Here is an 18,953-nt window from a genome sequence, read left to right as displayed (position 1 = left end):
CCGTCAGTACAGCTCGACGGAGTCGGCGATGACCGCGTCCTTGGCCTTCGACAGCGCATCGGTCACGGTTGGGTCGGTCGAGCACACGATGAAGTCGGTGCCGCCCTTGTCGGAGGTGATACCGAAGGGAACCTGTGCGGCAGTCCAGGTTCCGTCGAGCACCGAGGACACCGCGTACTCGATCTCGGTGCCGATGTCGGTCCGGACGAAGCCGGCGTAGACGGGGTTCGCGCAGTCGCCGGGGATGGGTCCGCCGTTGAAACGGTTGCCCGAGCCCTTGGCGGCCTGCTCGATGCCCTGCTTGCCGAGGTTCACGATCTGACCGAGGACGTCGGCGCCGCTCGCGTAGGCCGCGCCGGCGGCCTGCTTGGCCTTGGCCGGGTCGTTGAAGTCACCGACGTACTGCGGCGCGAGGACCTTCACATCCGGCCGGACGAAGCGGGCGCCGTTGCCGAAAGCCCCGGCGGCGTTGACGATTGCGGGGAGCTCCACCCCGCCGATGAAGCCGACGGTCCCGGACTTCGACGACGACGCGGCCACCGCGCCGGACAGGAACTCCGCCTCGGCCTGCTGCGGGTCGTAGTAGGCCAGGTTCGGCAGCGGTTCGGCGTCCGCGGGTCCGCCGATCTCGACGAATGTGACGTCGGGGAACTGCGGGGCGACGGCGCGCAGGTCGGAGTCGGTCTGACCGCCGACGGAGATGACGAGCTCGTTCTGCGAGGCGAACCGCTGCAGGGTCTGCTGGTAGTCGGCGGCGGCGACCTGCTCGACGAAGCTGATGTCGACCTTGTCGCCGTACTCGGCCCGAATGCGTTCGATGCCGGCGTATCCCGATTCCATGAAGCCGGTGTCGTTGATCGATCCGGGGAGGAAGACGCCGACGGACAGGGTGTCGTCGGACGAGCCGGAGTCGGAGGTGCCGCACGCGGTGAGACCCAGGGCGAGCATTCCGGTGGCGACGAGGGACAGGGTCTTGGCGGTCGTGATCTTCATGGGGTTTCTCCCGATCCAGTGGTGTTTGTTAGCGGTATACCGTTACGAGAAGGATCGGGTCGTTCTATTACCGGCGGATGTCGAGCCGGTAAGAAGACTGTTACTGGTATACCGTTAAGTGTGCCGGTCGCGGATGCTGGAAAGTATTGAGAGAGAAGGAGGTCAACGGTGACAGCCGCAGAGGACGTGACCAACCGTAGATCGCTGCGGGACGTCGCCTACGACGAACTCCGAGCCCGCATCGTCGGACTCGAGCTTCCACCCGGCACGCGACTGATCGAACGCGACCTGGCCGAGGAGCTGGCAGTCTCCCGGATTCCGCTGCGCGAAGCACTCCAGCGGTTGCAGCGTGACGGGTTGGTCGTCGTCGTACCCCGCCAGGGTGCGATCGTCTCACCCTTCACCGTCGACGACGTGCGCGACCTCTTCGACGTCCGCGAGAGTCTGGAAGTGCTTGCGGCCCGGCTGGCCGCCGAACGCGCCACCGACGAGGGACTCGCCGCACTCGCAGCCCAGCTCGACATCGCCCGAGACGCCACCGAACGCCGCGACGAAGCGGCCATCGCCGAAGCCAATGCGCGTTTTCACGGCCTGATCGTCGATCTCGCCGCCAACCCTCTGCTCGAATCGCTCCTGCAACCACTCGGGGCGCGGACACAGTGGCTGTTCCATCTGACCCGGGACCGCGACGCCGGCGTGCAATGCCGCGAACACGAAGAACTCCTCGCCGCGATCGCCGCCCACGACCCCGAACGCGCAGCTCACTCGGCGTTCCATCACGTGCACTCCGGACGCGAGGCCAGCCTGAAGATGGCCGCCGAATGGTCCGAGGGTGACATCGACCCGGTGCACCTCACCAAGAGCCGCCGGCGGGGTGGGGCCTGAGGGCGGACCCGACTTCCCGCTTGCCGGTTTTCTTCCCGCGTGGCAGGCCTGACCCGCGGGAGGGAGTTGTCCGGGCGGAAAGGAAACCCGCACGCGGGAACTCACTCGAAAAGCCGCTGCCCCCACCATTCGCCGCGCTCCAGACCCGGCGGGATCGCGAAGTTCGCCGAGCTGTTGGGAATCAGGTACTCGGTCATGGCGTCCTGCCGGGACAGGACCTGCTGCATGGGCACGAACTGTTTGCCGGTGTCGCGGTTGAAGGCGATGAAGAACAGGCCGGCGTCGAGGTGGCCGAAGCCGTCGGTGCCGTCGGTGAAGTTGTAGCCGCGGCGGAGGATCCGCACCCCGCCGAGGTTGTCCGGATGTGCCAGCCGGACATGGGCGTTGCGCGCGATCATCGGGGTGCCCCCGGAGGTGATCGCGAAGTCGGGGTCGTCGAACTCGCCGGCCTTCCCGAGCGGTGCGCCGGATCGCTTGGTGCGTCCGACGATCTGTTCCTGCTCGAAGAGGTTGGCGCGGTCCCACGGTTCGATGTCCATCCGGATCCGCCGGGCGACGAGGTAGGTCCCGCCGGTCATCCACTGCGCCGACGGTGGATTGTCCTCCGGGGCGACCCAGACCCAGCGGTCGAGGAGGTCGGTGTCCTCGGCGCGCAGGTTCGCGGTGCCGTCCTTGAACCCGAACAGGTTTCGGGGAGTGTCCTGGGACTGCGTCGTCGACGACGTGCGGCCGAACCCTAGCTGCGACCAGCGGACGGCCATGACGCCCACCGCCATTCGGGCGAGATTGCGGATGGCGTGGACCGCCACCTGCGGGTCGTCGGCGCAGGCCTGCACGCAGATGTCGCCGTACGACCGTGCGGGGTCGATCTTCTCGGCGGCGAACATCGGCAGGTCGACGAGCGCCGGCGGTCGACGGTCGGCGAGACCGAACCGGTCGGGGCGGTCGGGAGCCGACGCGCTGGGACCGAACAGCCCGGGACCGAAGCCGATCGTGAGCGTGAGGTGAGCAGCGCTCAGCCCCAACGCTTCCCCGGTGTCGGCGGGTGGTGTGTACTCACCGAGGCCGGTGGCGCCGTCGGGGACGGTCTCCTCGCCGCGGGTCATGCGGTCGGCCGCGTCGGTCCAGCGTTGCAGCACCGCGACGAGCTCGTCTCGGTTGTCGGTGACGACGTCGAAGCTCGCGAAATGCAGCCGATCCTGTGCGGCGGTGATGATCCCGGCCTGCCGTGGACCCCGGAATTCGACGATGTGGTCGGCCGCCGGGGCCTGCGTGGTGGCACGGCCGACGGCCATCCCGCCCGCGGCGACGAGCAGTCCGGCACCGGTGCCGCCGAGGACCGCACGACGCGACAGACCACGTCGCGTCGTGCGGCCTACGGGCTCGGTTGGTTGCGCGTCGTCGGGGCGGCGGGCCGGATCACTCATTGCTGCAACACGATTCCCGGCACCTGGGACAGGGTGGCCGACAGCGCGTCGATCTGAGTGGACAGCTCCTTGCGCTGTTCGGGCGTGACCTCGATGTAGGACACGTAGCCGTCGCCGTCACGGTATCTGTTCACCGAGTCGCGCGCGGTCGTGAACTGCGCGGTGATCTTGTCCATCAGCGCCGGGTTCTTGGCGGAGATGATCGGCTGCATCGTCGCGATCGCGGTTTCCGACCCGTCGAGATTGGCGGCGATGTCCCACAGGTCGGTGTGGGAGTACCGGTCCTCTTCACCGTCGACCTTGGTGGCGGCGACCTCGTCGATGAGGGCCTGCGGGCCCTTCACGAACGAGAGGGTCTCGAACTCGAAGTCCGGCTTGCTGACCGAGTCGCGGAGCCTGGTCACGTTGGCGAGCAGACCGTCGGCGATCTCGGCGATGGCCTGCGGATTGTCGGTCGCCTTGGCGTTCGCGGCATCCGACGGCGTGATCTGGCCGGGTGCATCGCCGATCTCGGTGGGCTGCGGCGGCCACAGGAACCGTTCGAGACGGTGGAAGCCGGTGAACGGCTGGGTGCCGTCCTCGGTGTCGTCCCATCGCATGTCGATGGCGGGGTCGAGATCGGGGAAGGACTCGGCGACCGGCTCGATCCGTTCGTACGGGGTACGCGTGAGACCGAACTGCGCACGCGCCGCGTCGAGATCGCCGTTCTTGACGCTGTCGACGAAGGACGTCGTCTGGGCGTGCAGGGTGTTCAGCTGATTGCGGACGTACTCGAGGTACTGCGCCTTGGCGGCGGTCACGTCGGCGGGTACGTCGGCCTTCTCCTTGCGTTCGCCGCCGACGTTGAGTTCGGTTCGGATTCCGGTGCCGACCATGCCGGGCTTGCACGCCACCGTGTAGGTGCCGGGTTCGACGATCTCGACGGTCAGATTGCCGGACAACCCGGGGCCGATGTTCTCGACCTCGCCGAGGACGCGGTTGTTGTTGCCGTAGACGTAGAACTCGGTGACCTTGTCGCCGGAGTTGGTGATCGCGAAATCGACGTTGCCGGTCGTCGCGTCGGTGGTCGCGAGATCGCAGGCGTCGGCGGTCGAGGTCACCGCGATCGCGCCCTCGGAGCTGCCCTTCTCGGTACAACCGGCGAGGAGCACAGGGGAGATCACCACCGCGGCCGCAGCTGCGGCCACCACGGGTCTACGAGTCACTGAGGATTCCTTTCGGGGGCGGGCTCCGCGGGCGCGGAGCTCTCGTCGGGGGTTGCGCTCTTCCGGGCGGCGCGGGTCTTCGAGGTGGGGGCCCGATGGCCGGCGCGCTGTCGACGGAAGAAGATCGTGGTCACGACCACCACGTAGACGATCCAGGCGATCACCTGCAGGATTGTCGGATCCGGGCGCACGTTGAAGATGCCGCCGAGGATCGTGCCGTACCAGGAGGAGGCGTCGTAGGTCGCCGAGATGTCGAAGGCGGTGTTGCCGAGGCCGGGCAGCCAGCCGACCGTCTGCAAGGCCCGGATGCCGTAGGTCAGGATTCCGGCGGCGACGACGATCAGGAACAGGCCGGTGTAGGTGAAGAACACCGAGAGGTTCATGCGGATCGCTCCGCGGTAGATCAGCACTGCCAGCGCGACGGCGGCGAGGATGCCGATCACGAGTCCGAGCAACGGCCACAGTCCGCCCGACACGCTCTCCGCGTAACCGACCATCAGCAGCGCCGTCTCGAAGCCCTCGCGGCCGACGGCCAGGAACGCCAGACCCAGCACCGATGCGCCGCCGGTCAGCAGCGCCTTCGACATCCCGCTCTTGAGGTCGGCGGAGATGTGGGAGGAGGCCTCGCTCATCCACAGGACCATGAATGTCACGATTCCGACCGCCACCAGCGACGCGACACCGGCAATGGTCTCGGCCGCGAGCGGCGTCATCGTCGATGTGCCGAAGTGGATCACGAGGAACACCACGAGGGTCATCGCGACTGCCGCACCGACGCCCGCCCAGATCCACTTGAGGGCGTCCCGGCGGTCGGTCTTCACGACGAACGCGATCAGGACCATGACCACGATCCCGGTTTCGAGGCCCTCGCGCAGACCGATGAGCGCGCTCCCGACCATCTGCGTCCACACCGACGGTCCGTCGGCGGCCAGGACCGCAGTGCCGCTCGAGGCGAGTGCCGATACGTAATACATTCCCGGTGGTCCATCTCCTCGACGCCCAGCGGCGACATGTGGTTGGTGAGGCTAGCCATAGGAACGTTAGACCGGCGAGGGTGTGTCGCATAGGGCACATCGCCCCACCGGTGGATCGGATCCCTGCCAAGAGGGGGCCTGATCAGCGGGATTCGACGCACAGTGAATTCCAGACCTCCGCCGGTGCCGTGACCGGTATGTCGGGACCAGCGTCGAACATCGGACTCCGAACGGTGGGCGACGCCGCATCGAAGTCCCGACCCACCATCGGGAACCGAAGGCGACCGCCGGTAGTTGTCCACTGTGACCGGGCCGCTGTGTGTTGCCGAGGCGAGCACGCCGCGGCATGTGCGATCGTGGTCGCTCGGGCGGGCATAGGCTCGCCCTAGATCCATTCGACAGACCTGAGTCAGGAGTGAACGGGGAATGCGTGTGTTGGGCCGGGGGCGGAACCGTCGCTCGTGGAGAAACGGGCTGGTGGCGGGTTGTGTGGCGGTCGCCTCGACGGTGCTGCTCTCCGCATGCATCGACCTCCCGTCGCTGAACAGGCCCGACATCCCCGAGGGCATCCCGCCCGGCGCGGGTGTGCCGCAGCCCTACATCGACATCAACGCGCCCGGCCGCACCGCCGACAAGATGCACGCGTGGGCCGAACCCATCTCGGAGTCGACCGGCATCCCCATCGTGTCCCTGCAGGCCTACGGCAACGCCGCGGAGATCCAGCGGCAGCAGCACCCCGAATGCGGCATCGCGTGGACCACACTGGCCGGCATCGCGGGCGTCGAGAGCAAGCACGGGCGCTACCGGGGCTCGAGCGTGGCCGAGAACGGCGACGTGAGCCCGCCGATCCGCGGCGCGCAGCTCGACGGCACCAAGGGCAACATGGAGATCCGCGACACCGACGGGGGCAGCCTCGACGGTGACCCCACCCACGATCGCGCGATGGGCCCCTTCCAGTTCATCCCGGAGACGTGGAAGCGCTACGGCGTGGACGCCAACGGCGACGGCGTCCCCGACCCGGACAACATCGACGACGCGGCGCTGTCCGCCGCCCGCTACCTGTGCGTCTCGTCGGGCAACGACATGACCGTCGCCGAGGGCTGGGAGAAGGCGGTCCGCACGTACAACAACTCGATGGCCTATGTCCTCGACGTGCGCGATCACGCCAACGCCTACTCGATCAACGTCCGTTTCTGAGCCCGGGGCCGGGCGGCTGCAGCCGTACCACGAGACCTTGTCTCGTGGACCGTGGATGCAGCCACTACTCTTTGACCTACCGACCGGCATCACAGCCGGCACGTCCACCGAGATTGGGGTTCAGCCGTGGCAATCATCGAGCAGGTAGGTGCGCGCGAGATTCTCGATTCGCGGGGAAACCCGACGGTCGAGGTCGAGGTCGTCCTGGACGACGGCACCTTCACCCGCGCCGCCGTTCCGTCGGGCGCTTCCACCGGCGAACACGAGGCCGTCGAGCTCCGTGACGGCGGCGAGCGGTACCTGGGCAAGGGCGTCACCAAGGCCGTCGAGGGCGTCCTCGGCGAGCTGGCACCCGCGGTGATCGGCATCGAGGCCGAGGAACAGCGTCTCGTCGACCAGGCACTGCTGGACTGCGACGGAACCCCCGACAAGAGCCGCATCGGCGCCAACGCGCTGCTCGGTGTGTCGCTCGCGGTGGCCAAGGGCGCGGCCGAGTCGGCCGGTCTGCCCCTGTTCCGCTACATCGGCGGCCCCAACGCCCACATCCTGCCGGTCCCGATGATGAACATCATCAACGGCGGTGAGCACGCGGACAACGGCATCGACTTCCAGGAGTTCATGATCGCTCCGGTCGGCGCTCCCACCTTCAAGGAAGCCCTCCGCTGCGGTGCCGAGGTCTACCACGCGCTGAAGTCGGTGCTGCACAAGCAGGGCCTGAACACGGCGCTCGGCGATGAGGGCGGCTTCGCCCCCGACCTGCCGAACACCGAGGCCGCCATCGCCGTGATCGGCGAGGCCGTCGGCAAGGCCGGCTACAACTTCGGCCGTGACGTCGTCATCGCGCTCGACGCCGCGTCGACCGAGTTCTACTCCAACGGCGTCTACAAGCTCGAGGGCAAGGAGTTCGACGCCGACGCCATGGTGTCGTTCTACGAGAAGCTCATCAGCGACTACCCGATCGTGTCGATCGAGGACGGCCTGTCCGAGGACGACTGGACCGGTTGGGCCAAGCTGACCGAGTCGATCGGCGACAAGGTGCAGCTCGTCGGCGACGACCTGTTCGTCACCAACCCCGAGCGCCTCGAAGAGGGCATCTCGAAGGGCATCGCCAACGCGCTGCTGGTCAAGGTGAACCAGATCGGCACGCTGACCGAGACCCTCGACGCTGTGGCCCTCGCGCACAACAACGGCTACAAGTCGATGATGAGCCACCGGTCCGGTGAGACCGAGGACACCACCATCGCCGACCTCGCCGTCGCCTGCAGCTGCGGTCAGATCAAGACCGGTGCGCCCGCTCGTTCCGAGCGTGTCGCCAAGTACAACCAGCTGCTGCGCATCGAAGAGGGTCTCGGAGATGCGGCACGCTACGCGGGGGACCTCGCCTTCCCGCGTTTCTCGTTTGGTTCGTGATTAGCTGTCTTCATGGGTTCGGAGCGACGTCACCGCGGTGACGGGCGTCAGCGTGCGCGTGGTCGGAAGGCCGATCCGCGCGCACGCGACGCCCGTCGCACGCGACGGCACGATCGGTCCGGACGTCCGGCTCGGCCTGTCGCGCCGGTCTCGGTCGTAGCGACCGGTGAACAGGAGCTGATCGGCGACGCCACTGCGGACACCGCAGCCGAAGCCCAGGCGTCCGCGGCCGACACCGCCGCACCGTCGGCCGAGCGGGTTCGTCGCTCCCGGGCGAACGCGTCCCGGAACGGGATGCGGTCCGGATTGAGTGCTCGTCTGCGCCGCTTCGAGATGACCCCGGGTACCGTGGCGACACTCGTCATCACGGTCGTCGTGGTCTGCGTCGTCGCCCTGACGCTGGCGATGCCGCTGCGTACGTACTTCAGTCAGCGGTCGGAGTTCCGGCAGCTGACCGCGTCGAACGAACAGCTGCGGCGCGAGGTCGCCGACTACCAGCAGAAGGTCAACGAGCAGAACGACCCCGCCTACATCGAGGCTCAGGCGCGGACGCGTCTGCAGTTCGTCAAGCCAGGAGAGATCCCGCTCGTGATGTTGTTCCCCGCCGACCAGGCCCGCCGTGAGGCCGCTGAACGTGCCGAGGAGCGCGCCCGCGCACCCTGGTACGGCAACCTCTGGGACACCCTGTCGACTCCGCCTGCCGCGCAGTGAGGTCAGAGACCGTGAGCGTGTCAGAAGAAGACCTCGCCACCGTCGCAGCGCAGCTGGGACGCGAGCCGCGGGGCGTCATCGAGATCAGCTATCGCACACCGGACGGCCAGCCGGCCGTCGTCAAGACCGCGCCGCGGCTGCCCGACGGCACGCCGTTCCCCACGCTGTACTACCTGACCGATCCGCGGCTCACCGCCGAGGCCAGCCGTCAGGAATCGGCGGGCATCATGCGGGGGATGACCGCGCGGTTGTCGTCCGATCCGCAGCTCGCGGCCGCCTATCTTCGCGCCCATGAGGACTACCTCGCCGAGCGCGACGCCATCGAGTCGTTGGACACCGACTTCACCGGCGGCGGCATGCCCGACCGGGTGAAGTGCCTGCACGTGCTGATCGCGCACTCGCTTGCCAAGGGGCCGGGTCTCAACCCGTTCGGCGACGAGGCGGTGGCACTGGCTGCCGCAAACGGCCTGCGGGGCACCGCGATCCCGGCCGACTGGCCCGACACACTGCCGCCGATGGAGACCGCCGGAGACGACGCGTGACGATCGTCGGCGCCGTCGACTGCGGAACCAACTCGATCCGTCTCCTCGTGGCCCGGGCCGGTGACGACGGCCGCCTCGTCGACCTGCATCGCGAGATGCGCGTCGTACGACTGGGTTACGGCGTCGACGCGACCGGACAGTTCGCCCCGGAATCGATCGAACGCACCCGGGTCGCGCTCGCCGACTACGTCACGACGATGGAATCGCTCGGCGTCGAGAAGGTCAGGATGGTCGCGACGTCGGCGACACGCGATGCGTCGAATCGCGACGAATTCTTCGCGATGACCGCCGACCTGCTGAGCTGCGTCTCCGACGGCGCCATCGCCGAGGTCATCTCGGGCGACGAGGAAGCGCGACTGTCCTTCCGCGGAGCCGTCGGCGAATTGGACCCCGCCAGTGGGCCTTTCGTGGTCACCGACCTCGGGGGAGGCTCGACCGAGGTGGTGCTCGGCGACACCGATGGCGTCCACGCCGCGTACTCGGCGGACATCGGGTGCGTGCGTCTGACCGAACGCACCCTGCCATCCGATCCGCCGACAATCGAGGAGATCGCCGCCGCCCAGGTGTTCGCCGCCGAGCGACTCGCCGAGGCCTTCGCGCGGGTGCCCGTCGAGCCCGCACGGACGTGGGTCGGCGTCGCTGGCACGATGACGACGATCGCCGCGCTCGGCGCCGGATTGACCGAGTACGACTCGGAGAAGATCCACCTCTCCCGCATCTCGCTGGCCGACCTCGACCGCGTGTGCTGGGATCTCGTCCACATGACCCGCGCCGACCGTGCCGCGCTGGGGCCGATGCACCCCGGTCGCGTCGATGTGATCGGCGGGGGATCGCTGGTCACGCTCGAACTGGCGAAGGTGCTGGCCGAACGGGCGGGCATCACCGAACTCGTCGTCAGCGAGCACGACATCCTCGACGGGATCGCACTCGGCATCCTGGACTGAAGGACCGGTCCCGATAGGATGTGACGCATGGCATACAACCTGCGTTGCCCCTGTGGCGAGTCCATCACCGCCCTCGAAGACGACTTCGTCCCCAAAGTCCAGGCCCACCTCGCGGCCGAACATCCCGGCCGGGACTACAGCGAGACCGAGATCATGATGATGGCGATGACCGTGCCCGATCGCGCGGTGAAGGACTGACTCGCTGCAAACCCACCCATTATCCGTAAAGCCACCACCCGCGCGGGTGGTGGCTTTACGGATAAAGGGTGGGTTTGCGGAGCTAGACGGCTGCGGGGTTGCGCAGCGAGATGTTGTTGCAGGCCTCGCACACGGACTCGGGGATGATGCCCGCGCGCTGCAGGAAACCGAAGACGGTGCAGCCGAGGCAGAATCCGAAGACCGACTCGAGCGTCGCCGCGAAGATCAGGACGCCGGTGGTGATCTGCGCGGCCAGGCCGAAACCGAGGAGGCTGAGCACGAACGCCGTACCGCTGACCACCAGACCGATGGTCTGGGCGAAGCGCTTCGGCGGACCCGGGACCAGCTTCTCCTTGCGAACGATCTTCGGGACGATGAACTTCACCGAGAGCTGTCCGAAAGGGGAGAGCGTCGGGCCAGACGCCACGCGTAGCGCGAAGCCGAGAGCGAGGATGCCGTAGAGGATCGGGTTGTCGACCGCGACCGCGATGACGGCCAGCACGACGACCAGGCCGGCGGTCGTGCGGGCCGCGTAGTCGTTCACGGGGTTGGGAAAGGTGAGAACCTCACGCACCGACATCGACAGAACCTCCATGAACTAGGAAAACCAGGACCAAGCTACGGGTGCGTCGGTCGTTTGGCAAAGGTTCTATCCACCCAGATCCTTAGAGGGTGAGCGTCGTCTCACAAGTGATCGGTGTCAGGTGCGATCCGGGGCTCCTCCGCGGCGATCTCCCGCGGGTCGTCGACGTCGGGCTCGTCTTGGTCGGTCACGCCGCCGTCGTTGGGGAGTTCGGCCTCCCGGGAGACCTCTCCCTCCTGGTCGATCCCGGCCTGCTCACCGACGTCGATGCGATCGGGGATCTCGTCCATGTCCACTCCTGTGACTTTTCGTGCCTGCTCGGACTCGGAAAACGGTTCGGACAGGTCGGCGTCGTTGATCGTCTCTGCGTAGGCGAACTCGGCGTCGATGATCCCCCACTCACGGTCCTGGGCGAGGTCGGCCTTGGCCTTGCGTGCGGCCTCCCGCATCTCGAACCCGTCGGTGACGATCTCGCCGATCTCGCGGGTCACCCCGGCGACGGCGCCGGTGATGATGGTGGCGATGCGACCCACGTGGGTTGCCGTGGACTCGATCAGCTCCTGCATCAGGTCCTTGTTCCGTTCGATGCTGTCGACCATCTGTGACCCCCTGGGTTCTTAAGGGTGTTGCCCCCGGCGTGTGCCTGTCCGTGCGCGCCTGTGAAACGCGACTGGTCCCGAGGTTACCCCCGGGACCAGTCGGTCAAACGGTTCTCAAATGCGCAGGTCAGGCGGCCGACGCAGGCTTCTCGCGCTCGACGATGACGGTGAGGTCGTCATCGTCGCGGGTCATCCAGTTCGGCAGCGACAACTTCGCGATCTTCTTCCAGGTCGACGCCAGCTGGTGGCTGAGCGAGCCGGTGTTGTACGGCAGGCCGTAGCGCTCGCAGATCTCTTGCACCTCGGCGGACATCGTAGGGTAGCGGCTCGCCGGGATGTCCGGGAACAGATGGTGCTCGATCTGGTGGGACAGGTTGCCGCTCATGATGTGGAACAGCGGGCTGCCGGTGATGTTGGCCGAGCCGAGCATCTGGCGCAGGTACCACTGGCCGCGCGTCTCGTTCTGGCACTCCTCCGGGGTGAAGGTCTGTGCACCGGTGGGGAAGTGGCCGCAGAAGATGATCGAGTACGTCCACACGTTGCGCACCAGGTTGGCGGTGGCGTTGCCGATGAGGGTCGGGACGAACAGCGGGCCGGTCAGCGCGGGGAAGACGACGTAGTCCTTGAGGACCTGTCGACCGGCTTTGCGCCACATGCCCTTCACCAGGCCCTTGATGTCACTCCACTTGCGCTTGCCCTGGATCACGTTCTCCGCCTCCAGGTCGTGGAGCATGACACCCCACTCGAACAGAAGCATGAGGGCGGTTGCATAGCCGAGATTGCCCAGGTAGTAGGGATTCCACTTCTGGTCACGCGCCATCCGCAGGATGCCGTAACCGATGTCGCGGTCCTCGCCGAGGATGTTGGTGAACGTGTGGTGCAGGTAGTTGTGGCTGTGTTTCCACTGGTCGGCCGGGCACACGGTGTCCCACTCGAATTCCCGTGAGTTGTAGGTGTCCTCGCGCATCCAGTCGTACTGGCCGTGCATCACGTTGTGGCCGATCTCCATGTTGTCGAGGATCTTCGACACGGAGAGTGCGCCCACGGCGGCGATCCAGGCCGGCGGAAAGAACCCGAGGTACATGAGTGCGCGGCCGCCGATCTCGAACCCGCGCTGGGCGCGGATGACCGAGTACAGGTAGTCGCGGTCCTTCTGACCGAGATCGTCGACGATCCGGGAGCGCAGCTCGTCCAGGTCACGTCCCAGCGCCTCGACCTGTTCATAGGACAGGACGACGGTGTTGGGGTCGCTGTTCTCGGCGGTGATGTTCTCGGCCTCGACGACGGCGGGCAGGTTCTCGGTGGGTGCGGGACGGGTGTCCTGGGCGATGTCGATGGTCATGGTGTGCCTCCTGCTGGGTAGGAGTGGAATGGGTGGAGGTCGGCGAGGTGGCCGACCGTCAGATTTCGATGTCGACGGAACCGACCGGGGCGTTGATGCACAGCTGGATCTGGGTGTCGGACTCAGTGTCGGTCTCACCGGTGAGCACGTTTCGGGTGCAGCCCGACTTCTTCACGGCGGTGCAGGAGAAGCAGATCCCCATGCGGCAACCGGATTCCGGGGTGAGCCCGGCGGCTTCGGCCTGGTCGAGGATCGGACGACCGTCGTTGGTTGCCGTTGCACCCGACCGTGAGAACGTCAGTTCGCCCTCGACCGAATCGGGGTCGACGACCGTCGGTGCGGCCAGGGTGAACGCCTCGCTGTGCAACGGCTGCGTGATGCCGAGTTCGGCGTGCGCCTCGGCGACGGCATTCATCAGGCCCCGGGGTCCGCAGACGAACACATCGGCGTCGGCCAGGCCGGGGATGTCGTCGAGGTGCGCGGCGGTGAAGTGGCCGTTGTCTTCCTCGTGGGTGTGGTGCATCCGGAGATCGAGGTTGGGATGCCCGGCCGCCAGGGCGGCGAGCTCGGTGCGGTACGCGACCTCCGACGCCGTGCGCGCGTAGTGCACGAAGGTGATCGGTCCGGCGTAGTCTCGGGCCACGAGTGTCCTCAACATTGAGAGCACAGGTGTAACGCCGCTGCCGCCGCTGATGAAGACGGCCGAGGTCGGGTCGGTCTCCGGCAGCGCGAACTCGCCGTCGGCCTGGGACAGTCCGACCACATCGCCGGTCCGGGCCTCGGCGGCCAGGTGCTTGGAGACGAGGCCGTCGTCGTTGGCGGTGATGGTGAGTTCGATGTCGCCGTCCGGGCCGGCGGCGGCATTGGCCGGCGAGAAGCACCGGGTGTGCCGGACGCCGTCGATCACGACGCTGAGCTGCACGAACTGTCCAGCCTGATGGCCGCGCCACTGACGGGTCGGACGGATGGTGAGGCGCACTGTGCGGGGTGTCGGATGCTCGACCCGGACGATCTCGCCGCGCAGGTCGCGCCAGGTGAGCATCGGATCGAGCAGTTCGAGATAACGGTCGACCGGATGCGGGGACAATGCCGCCTCGACGATCGAGCCGACCAGGCGGTTCCAGCGGCCGGGGCTGCCGGCGGCGTTACGCGGAGTCGGGTTATGGGAGGTGCGGATGCTCATGGATGGGCTCCGTTCACATGATTTGGGTGTACAGGTGTACACAAACGAGTGTGACATGTTGACGCCTGTACTAGTCAAGCGAAGAGTCGTGTGACGGCCATCACGATCGTCGGGAGGTCGGGGCCGGGGTCGGAGGTCGGGGCGAATACACTCGGCTCTGTGACACGCACGCGGAGTTCGGACCAGCGCGATGCGCAGACGCGTGCGGACAAGAAGAACCAGACGCGGCAAGCGCTCCTCGACAGCACGAGATCCCTCGTCGGCGAACGCAGTTTCGGCAGCATCAGCCTGCGCGAGGTGGCCCGCGGTGCAGGCATCGTGCCCACGGCCTTCTACCGGCACTTCGCCTCGATGGAGGATCTCGGGGTCACCGTGGTCGAGGACTCGATGCGAGTCCTGCGTCGAGCTCTGCGTGAAGGTCGGCGTGATCTCGCCGCGCGTCAGGCGATGCCGACCGCGAAGAACTCTCTCGACATCCTCTTGCGTCACGTCCGCGAGAACGAATCGCAGTTCCGCTTCCTGATCCGCGAGCAGCACGGCGGTATCGCGGAGATCCGCCGCGCCATCGACACCGAACTCCGGCTCTTCGCCAAGGAGCTGACGATCGACCTCGCCCGGATCCCCGACCTCGCCCCGTGGCAGCCGGAAGACCTCGAGATCGCCGCCGAGCTCATCGTCACGATCATGCTGACCGCCGTGGCCGATCTGCTCGACGGCGAGTACCGCGGACGCGGCGCCGAGAAGCAGATCGTCGAGCGCACCGAACGCCAATTGGTGATGGTGTTCCTCGGAATGGGGCAGTGGCGACCGTCGGAGTGAGGCCCCGCTGAGCTGGTCCTGACCGGACCCCTCCGAAGAGCGGGGCGGTGTTCCCCGTATTCGGGACCTGGTTGTCGACTTCGTTGGCGACGGGTGTTGTCGGCCGCCCTACCCTTGTCTCTCACGTGTCGCTGACCTGCGGAAACGCGGCCTCTACCGAACCGTGTGGGGCGTTGTCCACTTGGCGTCACGGCGATTTCAATTGTGGCCTCGCGTCTCACCGGTGCCCGACACTTGGACTCGACATGTGTGTCGCAGCGCGGGTCTTCGGTCCCAGCTGCCGGTCACGCCTGCCGCTCCACCCCCGACGCTCTACGACGAAAGGTGCCCTCGCGGTGTCTCTGCATTTCCACTGGTTCCTGCCCACCTACGGTGACTCCCGCAATCTGATCGCGGGCGGGCACGGCAGCCAGATGAACGGGGACCGGCCGGCCGACCTTCGTTACCTCAAGCAGCTCGCGGGTGCGGCCGAGGTCAACGGCTTCGAAGCCGTCCTGACCCCGGCCGGACTCTGGTGTGAGGACGCATGGCTGACCACCGCGGCGCTCATCGACTCGACCGAGACGCTCAAGTTCCTGATCGCCTTCCGCCCCGGCCTCATCTCGCCGCTCCTCGCGGCGCAGATGTCGGCGACCTTCCAGTGGCATTCCGAGGGCCGCTTGCTGATCAACGTCGTCACCGGCGGAGAGTCGAGCGAACAGCGTGCCTTCGGCGACTTCCTGGCCAAGAACGCCCGCTACGAGCGCTGCGGCGAATACCTGGAGATCATCCGCCGCCTGTGGACCCAGGACGAGCCCGTCGACTTCGTCGGCAAGCACCTGCGCGTGGAGAACGCCCTCCTCGGCCGCCGCCCCACCCCGACCCCGCCGGTCTTCTTCGGTGGGTCGTCGCCTGCCGCGGGTGACGTGGCCGCCAAGTACGCCGACACCTACCTCACCTGGGGGGAGCGTCCCGAGGCCGTCGCCCAGAAGATCGCCTGGATCAACGGACTCGCCGCAGCCCAGGGCCGGACCCTCGACCACGGCATCCGGTTCCACGTGATCGCCCGCGAAACCTCTGAGCAGGCCTGGGCCGAGGCCGAACGTCTCCTCAACAACCTCGATCCCGAACAGGTCGCCGCCGCGCAGCGGAACCTCGCCCAGTCGGAGTCCGAGGGCCAACGCCGCATGTCCGAATTGCACGGCCGCGGAGCCGCTTTCGAGGTTTCGCCCGACCCGCGCTCGCTGGAGATCCACCCGGGCGTCTGGTCCGGCGTCGGTCTGGTGCGCGGCGGTGCCGGCACCGCACTCGTCGGCTCCTACGACGAGGTCGCGGAGCTCATCGGTGAGTACGCAGCCCTCGGTCTCGACCACTTCATCCTGTCCGGCTACCCGCACCTCGAGGAGGCCTACCACTTCGGTGAGGGAGTCCGACCGGCGCTCGCCCGCCGCGGCCTGCTCGACGCGGCAGATGCGCGTCCGAGCGAAGAGGTCCGCACCGCGTTCCTGCCGCGACTCCAAGCCGCCTCGTCGTGATCGCACCGTCCTGACCGATCCAATCTCCACCTGAGAACCCACCTCCGGAGGTAACACCATGTCCACCGACTCCATAGCGGACGAGATCAAGTTCGCCTACTGGGTGCCCAACGTCAGCGGCGGCCTGGTCACCAGCACCATCGAGCAGCGCACCGACTGGGGCTACGACTACAACATCAAGCTCGCCCAGACCGCCGAGAACAACGGCTTCGAGTACGCGCTCTCGCAGGTCCGTTACGAAGCCAGCTACGGCGCCGAATACCAGCACGAGTCGACGAGTTTCAGCCTGGCACTGCTCCTCGCGACGCAGCGGCTGAAGGTCATCGCCGCGGTGCACCCCGGCCTGTGGCACCCGGCGGTCCTCGCCAAGCTTGGCGCCACCGCCGACCACCTGTCCAAGGGTCGTTTCGCCATCAACGTGGTCAGCGGCTGGTTCAAGGACGAGTTCACCCACCTCGGTGAGCCCTGGCTCGAGCACGACGAGCGCTACCGCCGCAGCGGCGAGTTCCTCGAGGTCATTCGCAAGATCTGGACCGAGGACAACGTCGACTACCGTGGCGACTTCTACCGCATCCACGACTTCACCCTGAAGCCGAAGCCGCTCAACACCCCCGAGCGTCCGAACCCGGAGCTCTTCCAGGGCGGCAACTCGACCGCGGCGCGCAACAACGGCGGCCGCTTCGCCGACTGGTACTTCTCCAACGGCAAGGACTTCGACGGCGTGACCGAGCAGATCGACGACCTGCGTGCCGTCGCCCAGGCGCACAACCGTTCGGTGAAGTTCGGCCTAAACGGCTTCATCATCGCCCGTGACACCGAGAAGGAAGCCCGCGACACCCTGCGCGAGATCGTCGAGAAGGCGAATCGTCCTGCGGTGGAAGGATTCCGAGATGCCGTGCAGCAGGCCGGCAATTCGACCGGTGACAAGAAGGGCATGTGGGCGGACTCGACGTTCGAGGATCTCGTCCAGTACAACGACGGCTTCAAGACGCAGCTGATCGGCACGCCGGAGCAGATCGCCGAGCGCATCGTGGCCTACAAGCGCCTCGGCGTCGACCTCATCCTCGGTGGCTTCCTGCACTTCCAGGAGGAGATCGAGTACTTCGGCGAGAAGGTGCTCCCGCTCGTGCGCGAACTCGAGGCATCGCAGACACCCGCAGCAGTGCTGTGACCGCTGTCAGTCAGGTCCGACCCGATTCGGCGAGCCGGATCGGGTCGACCACCGAAGCCCTGTCCGTGGCACGGGAGCTGGCGGCGGCGTTCGCGACCGGTGCCGCCGAGCGGGACCGCGATCGCCGGTTGCCGCACGCGGAGATCGATCGCCTCTCGGAGTCGGGTCTTCTCGCTCTGACCGTGCCCGCACGGTTCGGTGGACTCGACGTCGCGCCGAGCGTGCTCGCCGAGGTCGTCTCGATCCTCGCCGCCGCCGACCCGAGCATCGCGCAGATCCCGCACAGCCACTTCGTCTACCTCAATCTGGTACGACTCTCCGCGGGAGAAGCGTTGGCCGAACGCATCTTCACCGACGTCCTGGCCGGCGGCCGGGTGGCCAACGCCCAGTCGGAGCGCGGCGGCAAGACCATCGCCGACATCTCGACCCGGTTGACCCCGGTCGACGGCGACGCCGGCCGGTTCGTCCTGGACGGTGAGAAGTTCTACTGCACGGGTTCGCTGTTCGCGCACACTCTCGCCGTCCTGGCGAAGCTCGAAGCGCCTGCCGGCGACCTCGCACCCGGCGAGTACGTGGCGTTCATCCCGGCGGACTCGGCGGGCGTCGAGATCGTCGACGACTGGGATGCCGTGGGGCAGCGGACCACCGGCTCGGGAACCGTCCGGTTCTCCGGTGTCGAGGTGACCGCGGCCGACCTCGTGGCCCGCGCGTCGGCGACGTCGGCACCCACCGCCTACGGTGCGTACGCACAGCTGCTGCACGCCGCGATCGACGTCGGTATCGCTCGCGGTGCACTGACCGAGGCAGTCGAGTTCGTGCGCACCAAGGCCCGTCCGTGGTTCGAGGCGGGCGTCGACCGTGCCGTCGACGACCCGCTGGTGGTCCAGCGTTTCGGTGAACTCGAGGTCGACGTCGCGACTGCCGAGGCGATGCTCGCCGCGGCCGGTCGCAAGGTCGACGAGGCGGTGGCCGGTTCGGCCGGTGCGCCGCGTCGGGAACTCGTCGCCGAGGCGTCGATCGCGGTGGCCCGGGCGAAGGCCGTGGCCGACCGGGTCGCGACGCCGGTGGCGTCGGCACTGTTCGAGGTGAGCGGAACCCGCAGCGCCGCAGCAGGAAACAGGCTCGATCGGTTCTGGCGAGACGCGCGGACGCACACGCTGCACGACCCCGTCCGGTGGAAGTACCAGCACATCGGTCGCTGGCTTCTCCGCGGAGAGGACCCGCCGCTGCACGGTGTGATCTGAATCCGCCTGTAA

General features: G+C 67.4%; 19 protein-coding genes. 11 read left to right on the top strand and 8 right to left on the bottom strand.

Features of this window, described 5'->3' with window-relative positions:
• Positions 1-3: 3 nt before the first annotated feature.
• Entirely contained in the window at positions 4-993 is a 990-nt protein-coding gene (locus tag C5O27_RS19985; protein ID WP_127963481.1) for a BMP family ABC transporter substrate-binding protein, read from the bottom strand.
• 168 nt (positions 994-1,161) lie between these two features.
• Between C5O27_RS19985 and C5O27_RS19980 the strand changes: the two genes are divergently transcribed.
• Positions 1,162-1,878, top strand: a complete 717-nt coding sequence (locus C5O27_RS19980) for a GntR family transcriptional regulator (RefSeq protein ID WP_244216544.1) — start codon at positions 1,162-1,164, stop codon at positions 1,876-1,878.
• Positions 1,879-1,979: 101 nt separating this feature from the next.
• On the opposite strand, the gene efeB is transcribed toward C5O27_RS19980, so the two are convergent.
• Genes efeB through efeU form a run of 3 tightly spaced genes read right to left on the bottom strand, consistent with a single transcriptional unit; the run spans position 1,980 to position 5,484 of the window.
• On the bottom strand, positions 1,980-3,305 hold the full coding sequence (efeB, locus tag C5O27_RS19975) for an iron uptake transporter deferrochelatase/peroxidase subunit (protein WP_127963480.1): 1,326 nt from the start codon (positions 3,303-3,305) through the stop codon (positions 1,980-1,982).
• Positions 3,302-4,510: an iron uptake system protein EfeO gene (efeO, locus tag C5O27_RS19970; protein ID WP_127963479.1), complete on the bottom strand. Its 1,209-nt coding sequence runs from the start codon at positions 4,508-4,510 to the stop codon at positions 3,302-3,304. Before efeO ends, efeB begins: the two co-directional genes overlap by 4 nt.
• The gene (gene efeU, locus C5O27_RS19965) at positions 4,507-5,484 is read right to left on the bottom strand and encodes an iron uptake transporter permease EfeU (protein ID WP_127963478.1); all 978 of its coding nucleotides are present in this window, start codon (positions 5,482-5,484) and stop codon (positions 4,507-4,509) included. The genes efeO and efeU overlap by 4 nt, the downstream gene beginning before the upstream one ends.
• A gap of 426 nt (positions 5,485-5,910) precedes the next feature.
• On the opposite strand from efeU, the gene C5O27_RS19960 reads away from it, so the two are divergent.
• From C5O27_RS19960 to C5O27_RS22785, 6 genes are all read left to right on the top strand, one after another.
• A complete protein-coding gene (locus C5O27_RS19960; protein WP_127963477.1) occupies positions 5,911-6,681 on the top strand; it encodes a lytic transglycosylase domain-containing protein in 771 nt (256 codons plus the stop codon).
• Between the two features lie 126 nt (positions 6,682-6,807).
• Positions 6,808-8,091, top strand: coding sequence for a phosphopyruvate hydratase (eno, locus tag C5O27_RS19955; RefSeq protein ID WP_006867450.1), 1,284 nt, complete (start codon positions 6,808-6,810; stop codon positions 8,089-8,091).
• Positions 8,092-8,103: 12 nt separating this feature from the next.
• Entirely contained in the window at positions 8,104-8,802 is a 699-nt protein-coding gene (locus C5O27_RS19950) for a septum formation initiator family protein (protein ID WP_127963476.1), read from the top strand.
• Between the two features lie 11 nt (positions 8,803-8,813).
• Positions 8,814-9,344: a DUF501 domain-containing protein gene (locus tag C5O27_RS19945; RefSeq protein WP_127963475.1), complete on the top strand. Its 531-nt coding sequence runs from the start codon at positions 8,814-8,816 to the stop codon at positions 9,342-9,344.
• The gene (locus C5O27_RS19940) at positions 9,341-10,288 is read left to right on the top strand and encodes a Ppx/GppA phosphatase family protein (protein WP_127963474.1); all 948 of its coding nucleotides are present in this window, start codon (positions 9,341-9,343) and stop codon (positions 10,286-10,288) included. Before C5O27_RS19945 ends, C5O27_RS19940 begins: the two co-directional genes overlap by 4 nt.
• A gap of 27 nt (positions 10,289-10,315) precedes the next feature.
• Positions 10,316-10,486, top strand: coding sequence for a hypothetical protein (locus C5O27_RS22785; RefSeq protein ID WP_164905332.1), 171 nt, complete (start codon positions 10,316-10,318; stop codon positions 10,484-10,486).
• A gap of 82 nt (positions 10,487-10,568) precedes the next feature.
• On the opposite strand, the gene C5O27_RS19935 is transcribed toward C5O27_RS22785, so the two are convergent.
• The 4 genes from C5O27_RS19935 to C5O27_RS19920 all read right to left on the bottom strand — a co-directional run bounded on the left by C5O27_RS19935 (position 10,569) and on the right by C5O27_RS19920 (position 14,193).
• Positions 10,569-11,066 (bottom strand): DUF4395 domain-containing protein, encoded by a 498-nt coding sequence (locus C5O27_RS19935; protein WP_127963473.1) that lies wholly within the window; start codon positions 11,064-11,066, stop codon positions 10,569-10,571.
• A 104-nt stretch (positions 11,067-11,170) separates the two neighbouring features.
• Positions 11,171-11,668, bottom strand: coding sequence for a hypothetical protein (locus C5O27_RS19930; RefSeq protein ID WP_127963472.1), 498 nt, complete (start codon positions 11,666-11,668; stop codon positions 11,171-11,173).
• Between the two features lie 127 nt (positions 11,669-11,795).
• Positions 11,796-13,010 carry a fatty acid desaturase family protein gene (locus C5O27_RS19925; RefSeq protein WP_127963471.1) on the bottom strand — a complete coding sequence of 405 codons (1,215 nt, stop codon included), beginning with the start codon at positions 13,008-13,010 and terminating at the stop codon, positions 11,796-11,798.
• 58 nt (positions 13,011-13,068) lie between these two features.
• Complete coding sequence (locus tag C5O27_RS19920; RefSeq protein ID WP_127963470.1) at positions 13,069-14,193, bottom strand: ferredoxin reductase; 1,125 nt, start codon at positions 14,191-14,193, stop codon at positions 13,069-13,071.
• A gap of 159 nt (positions 14,194-14,352) precedes the next feature.
• Here C5O27_RS19920 and C5O27_RS19915 point away from each other — a divergent pair, with 159 nt between their 5' ends.
• The 4 genes from C5O27_RS19915 to C5O27_RS19900 all read left to right on the top strand — a co-directional run bounded on the left by C5O27_RS19915 (position 14,353) and on the right by C5O27_RS19900 (position 18,941).
• Positions 14,353-15,012, top strand: coding sequence for a TetR family transcriptional regulator (locus C5O27_RS19915; RefSeq protein WP_244216543.1), 660 nt, complete (start codon positions 14,353-14,355; stop codon positions 15,010-15,012).
• A gap of 335 nt (positions 15,013-15,347) precedes the next feature.
• Positions 15,348-16,526 (top strand): LLM class flavin-dependent oxidoreductase, encoded by a 1,179-nt coding sequence (locus tag C5O27_RS19910; RefSeq protein WP_127963469.1) that lies wholly within the window; start codon positions 15,348-15,350, stop codon positions 16,524-16,526.
• Between the two features lie 58 nt (positions 16,527-16,584).
• Complete coding sequence (gene sfnG / locus C5O27_RS19905) at positions 16,585-17,697, top strand: dimethylsulfone monooxygenase SfnG (protein ID WP_127963468.1); 1,113 nt, start codon at positions 16,585-16,587, stop codon at positions 17,695-17,697.
• Positions 17,694-18,941 (top strand): SfnB family sulfur acquisition oxidoreductase, encoded by a 1,248-nt coding sequence (locus C5O27_RS19900; protein ID WP_127963467.1) that lies wholly within the window; start codon positions 17,694-17,696, stop codon positions 18,939-18,941. The genes sfnG and C5O27_RS19900 overlap by 4 nt, the downstream gene beginning before the upstream one ends.
• Positions 18,942-18,953: the final 12 nt, after the last annotated feature.

Origin of the sequence: Gordonia alkanivorans, assembly GCF_004011905.1 — a bacterium.
Lineage (GTDB): Bacteria > Actinomycetota > Actinomycetes > Mycobacteriales > Mycobacteriaceae > Gordonia > Gordonia alkanivorans.
This window is presented reverse-complemented; position numbering and strand designations above follow the sequence as displayed.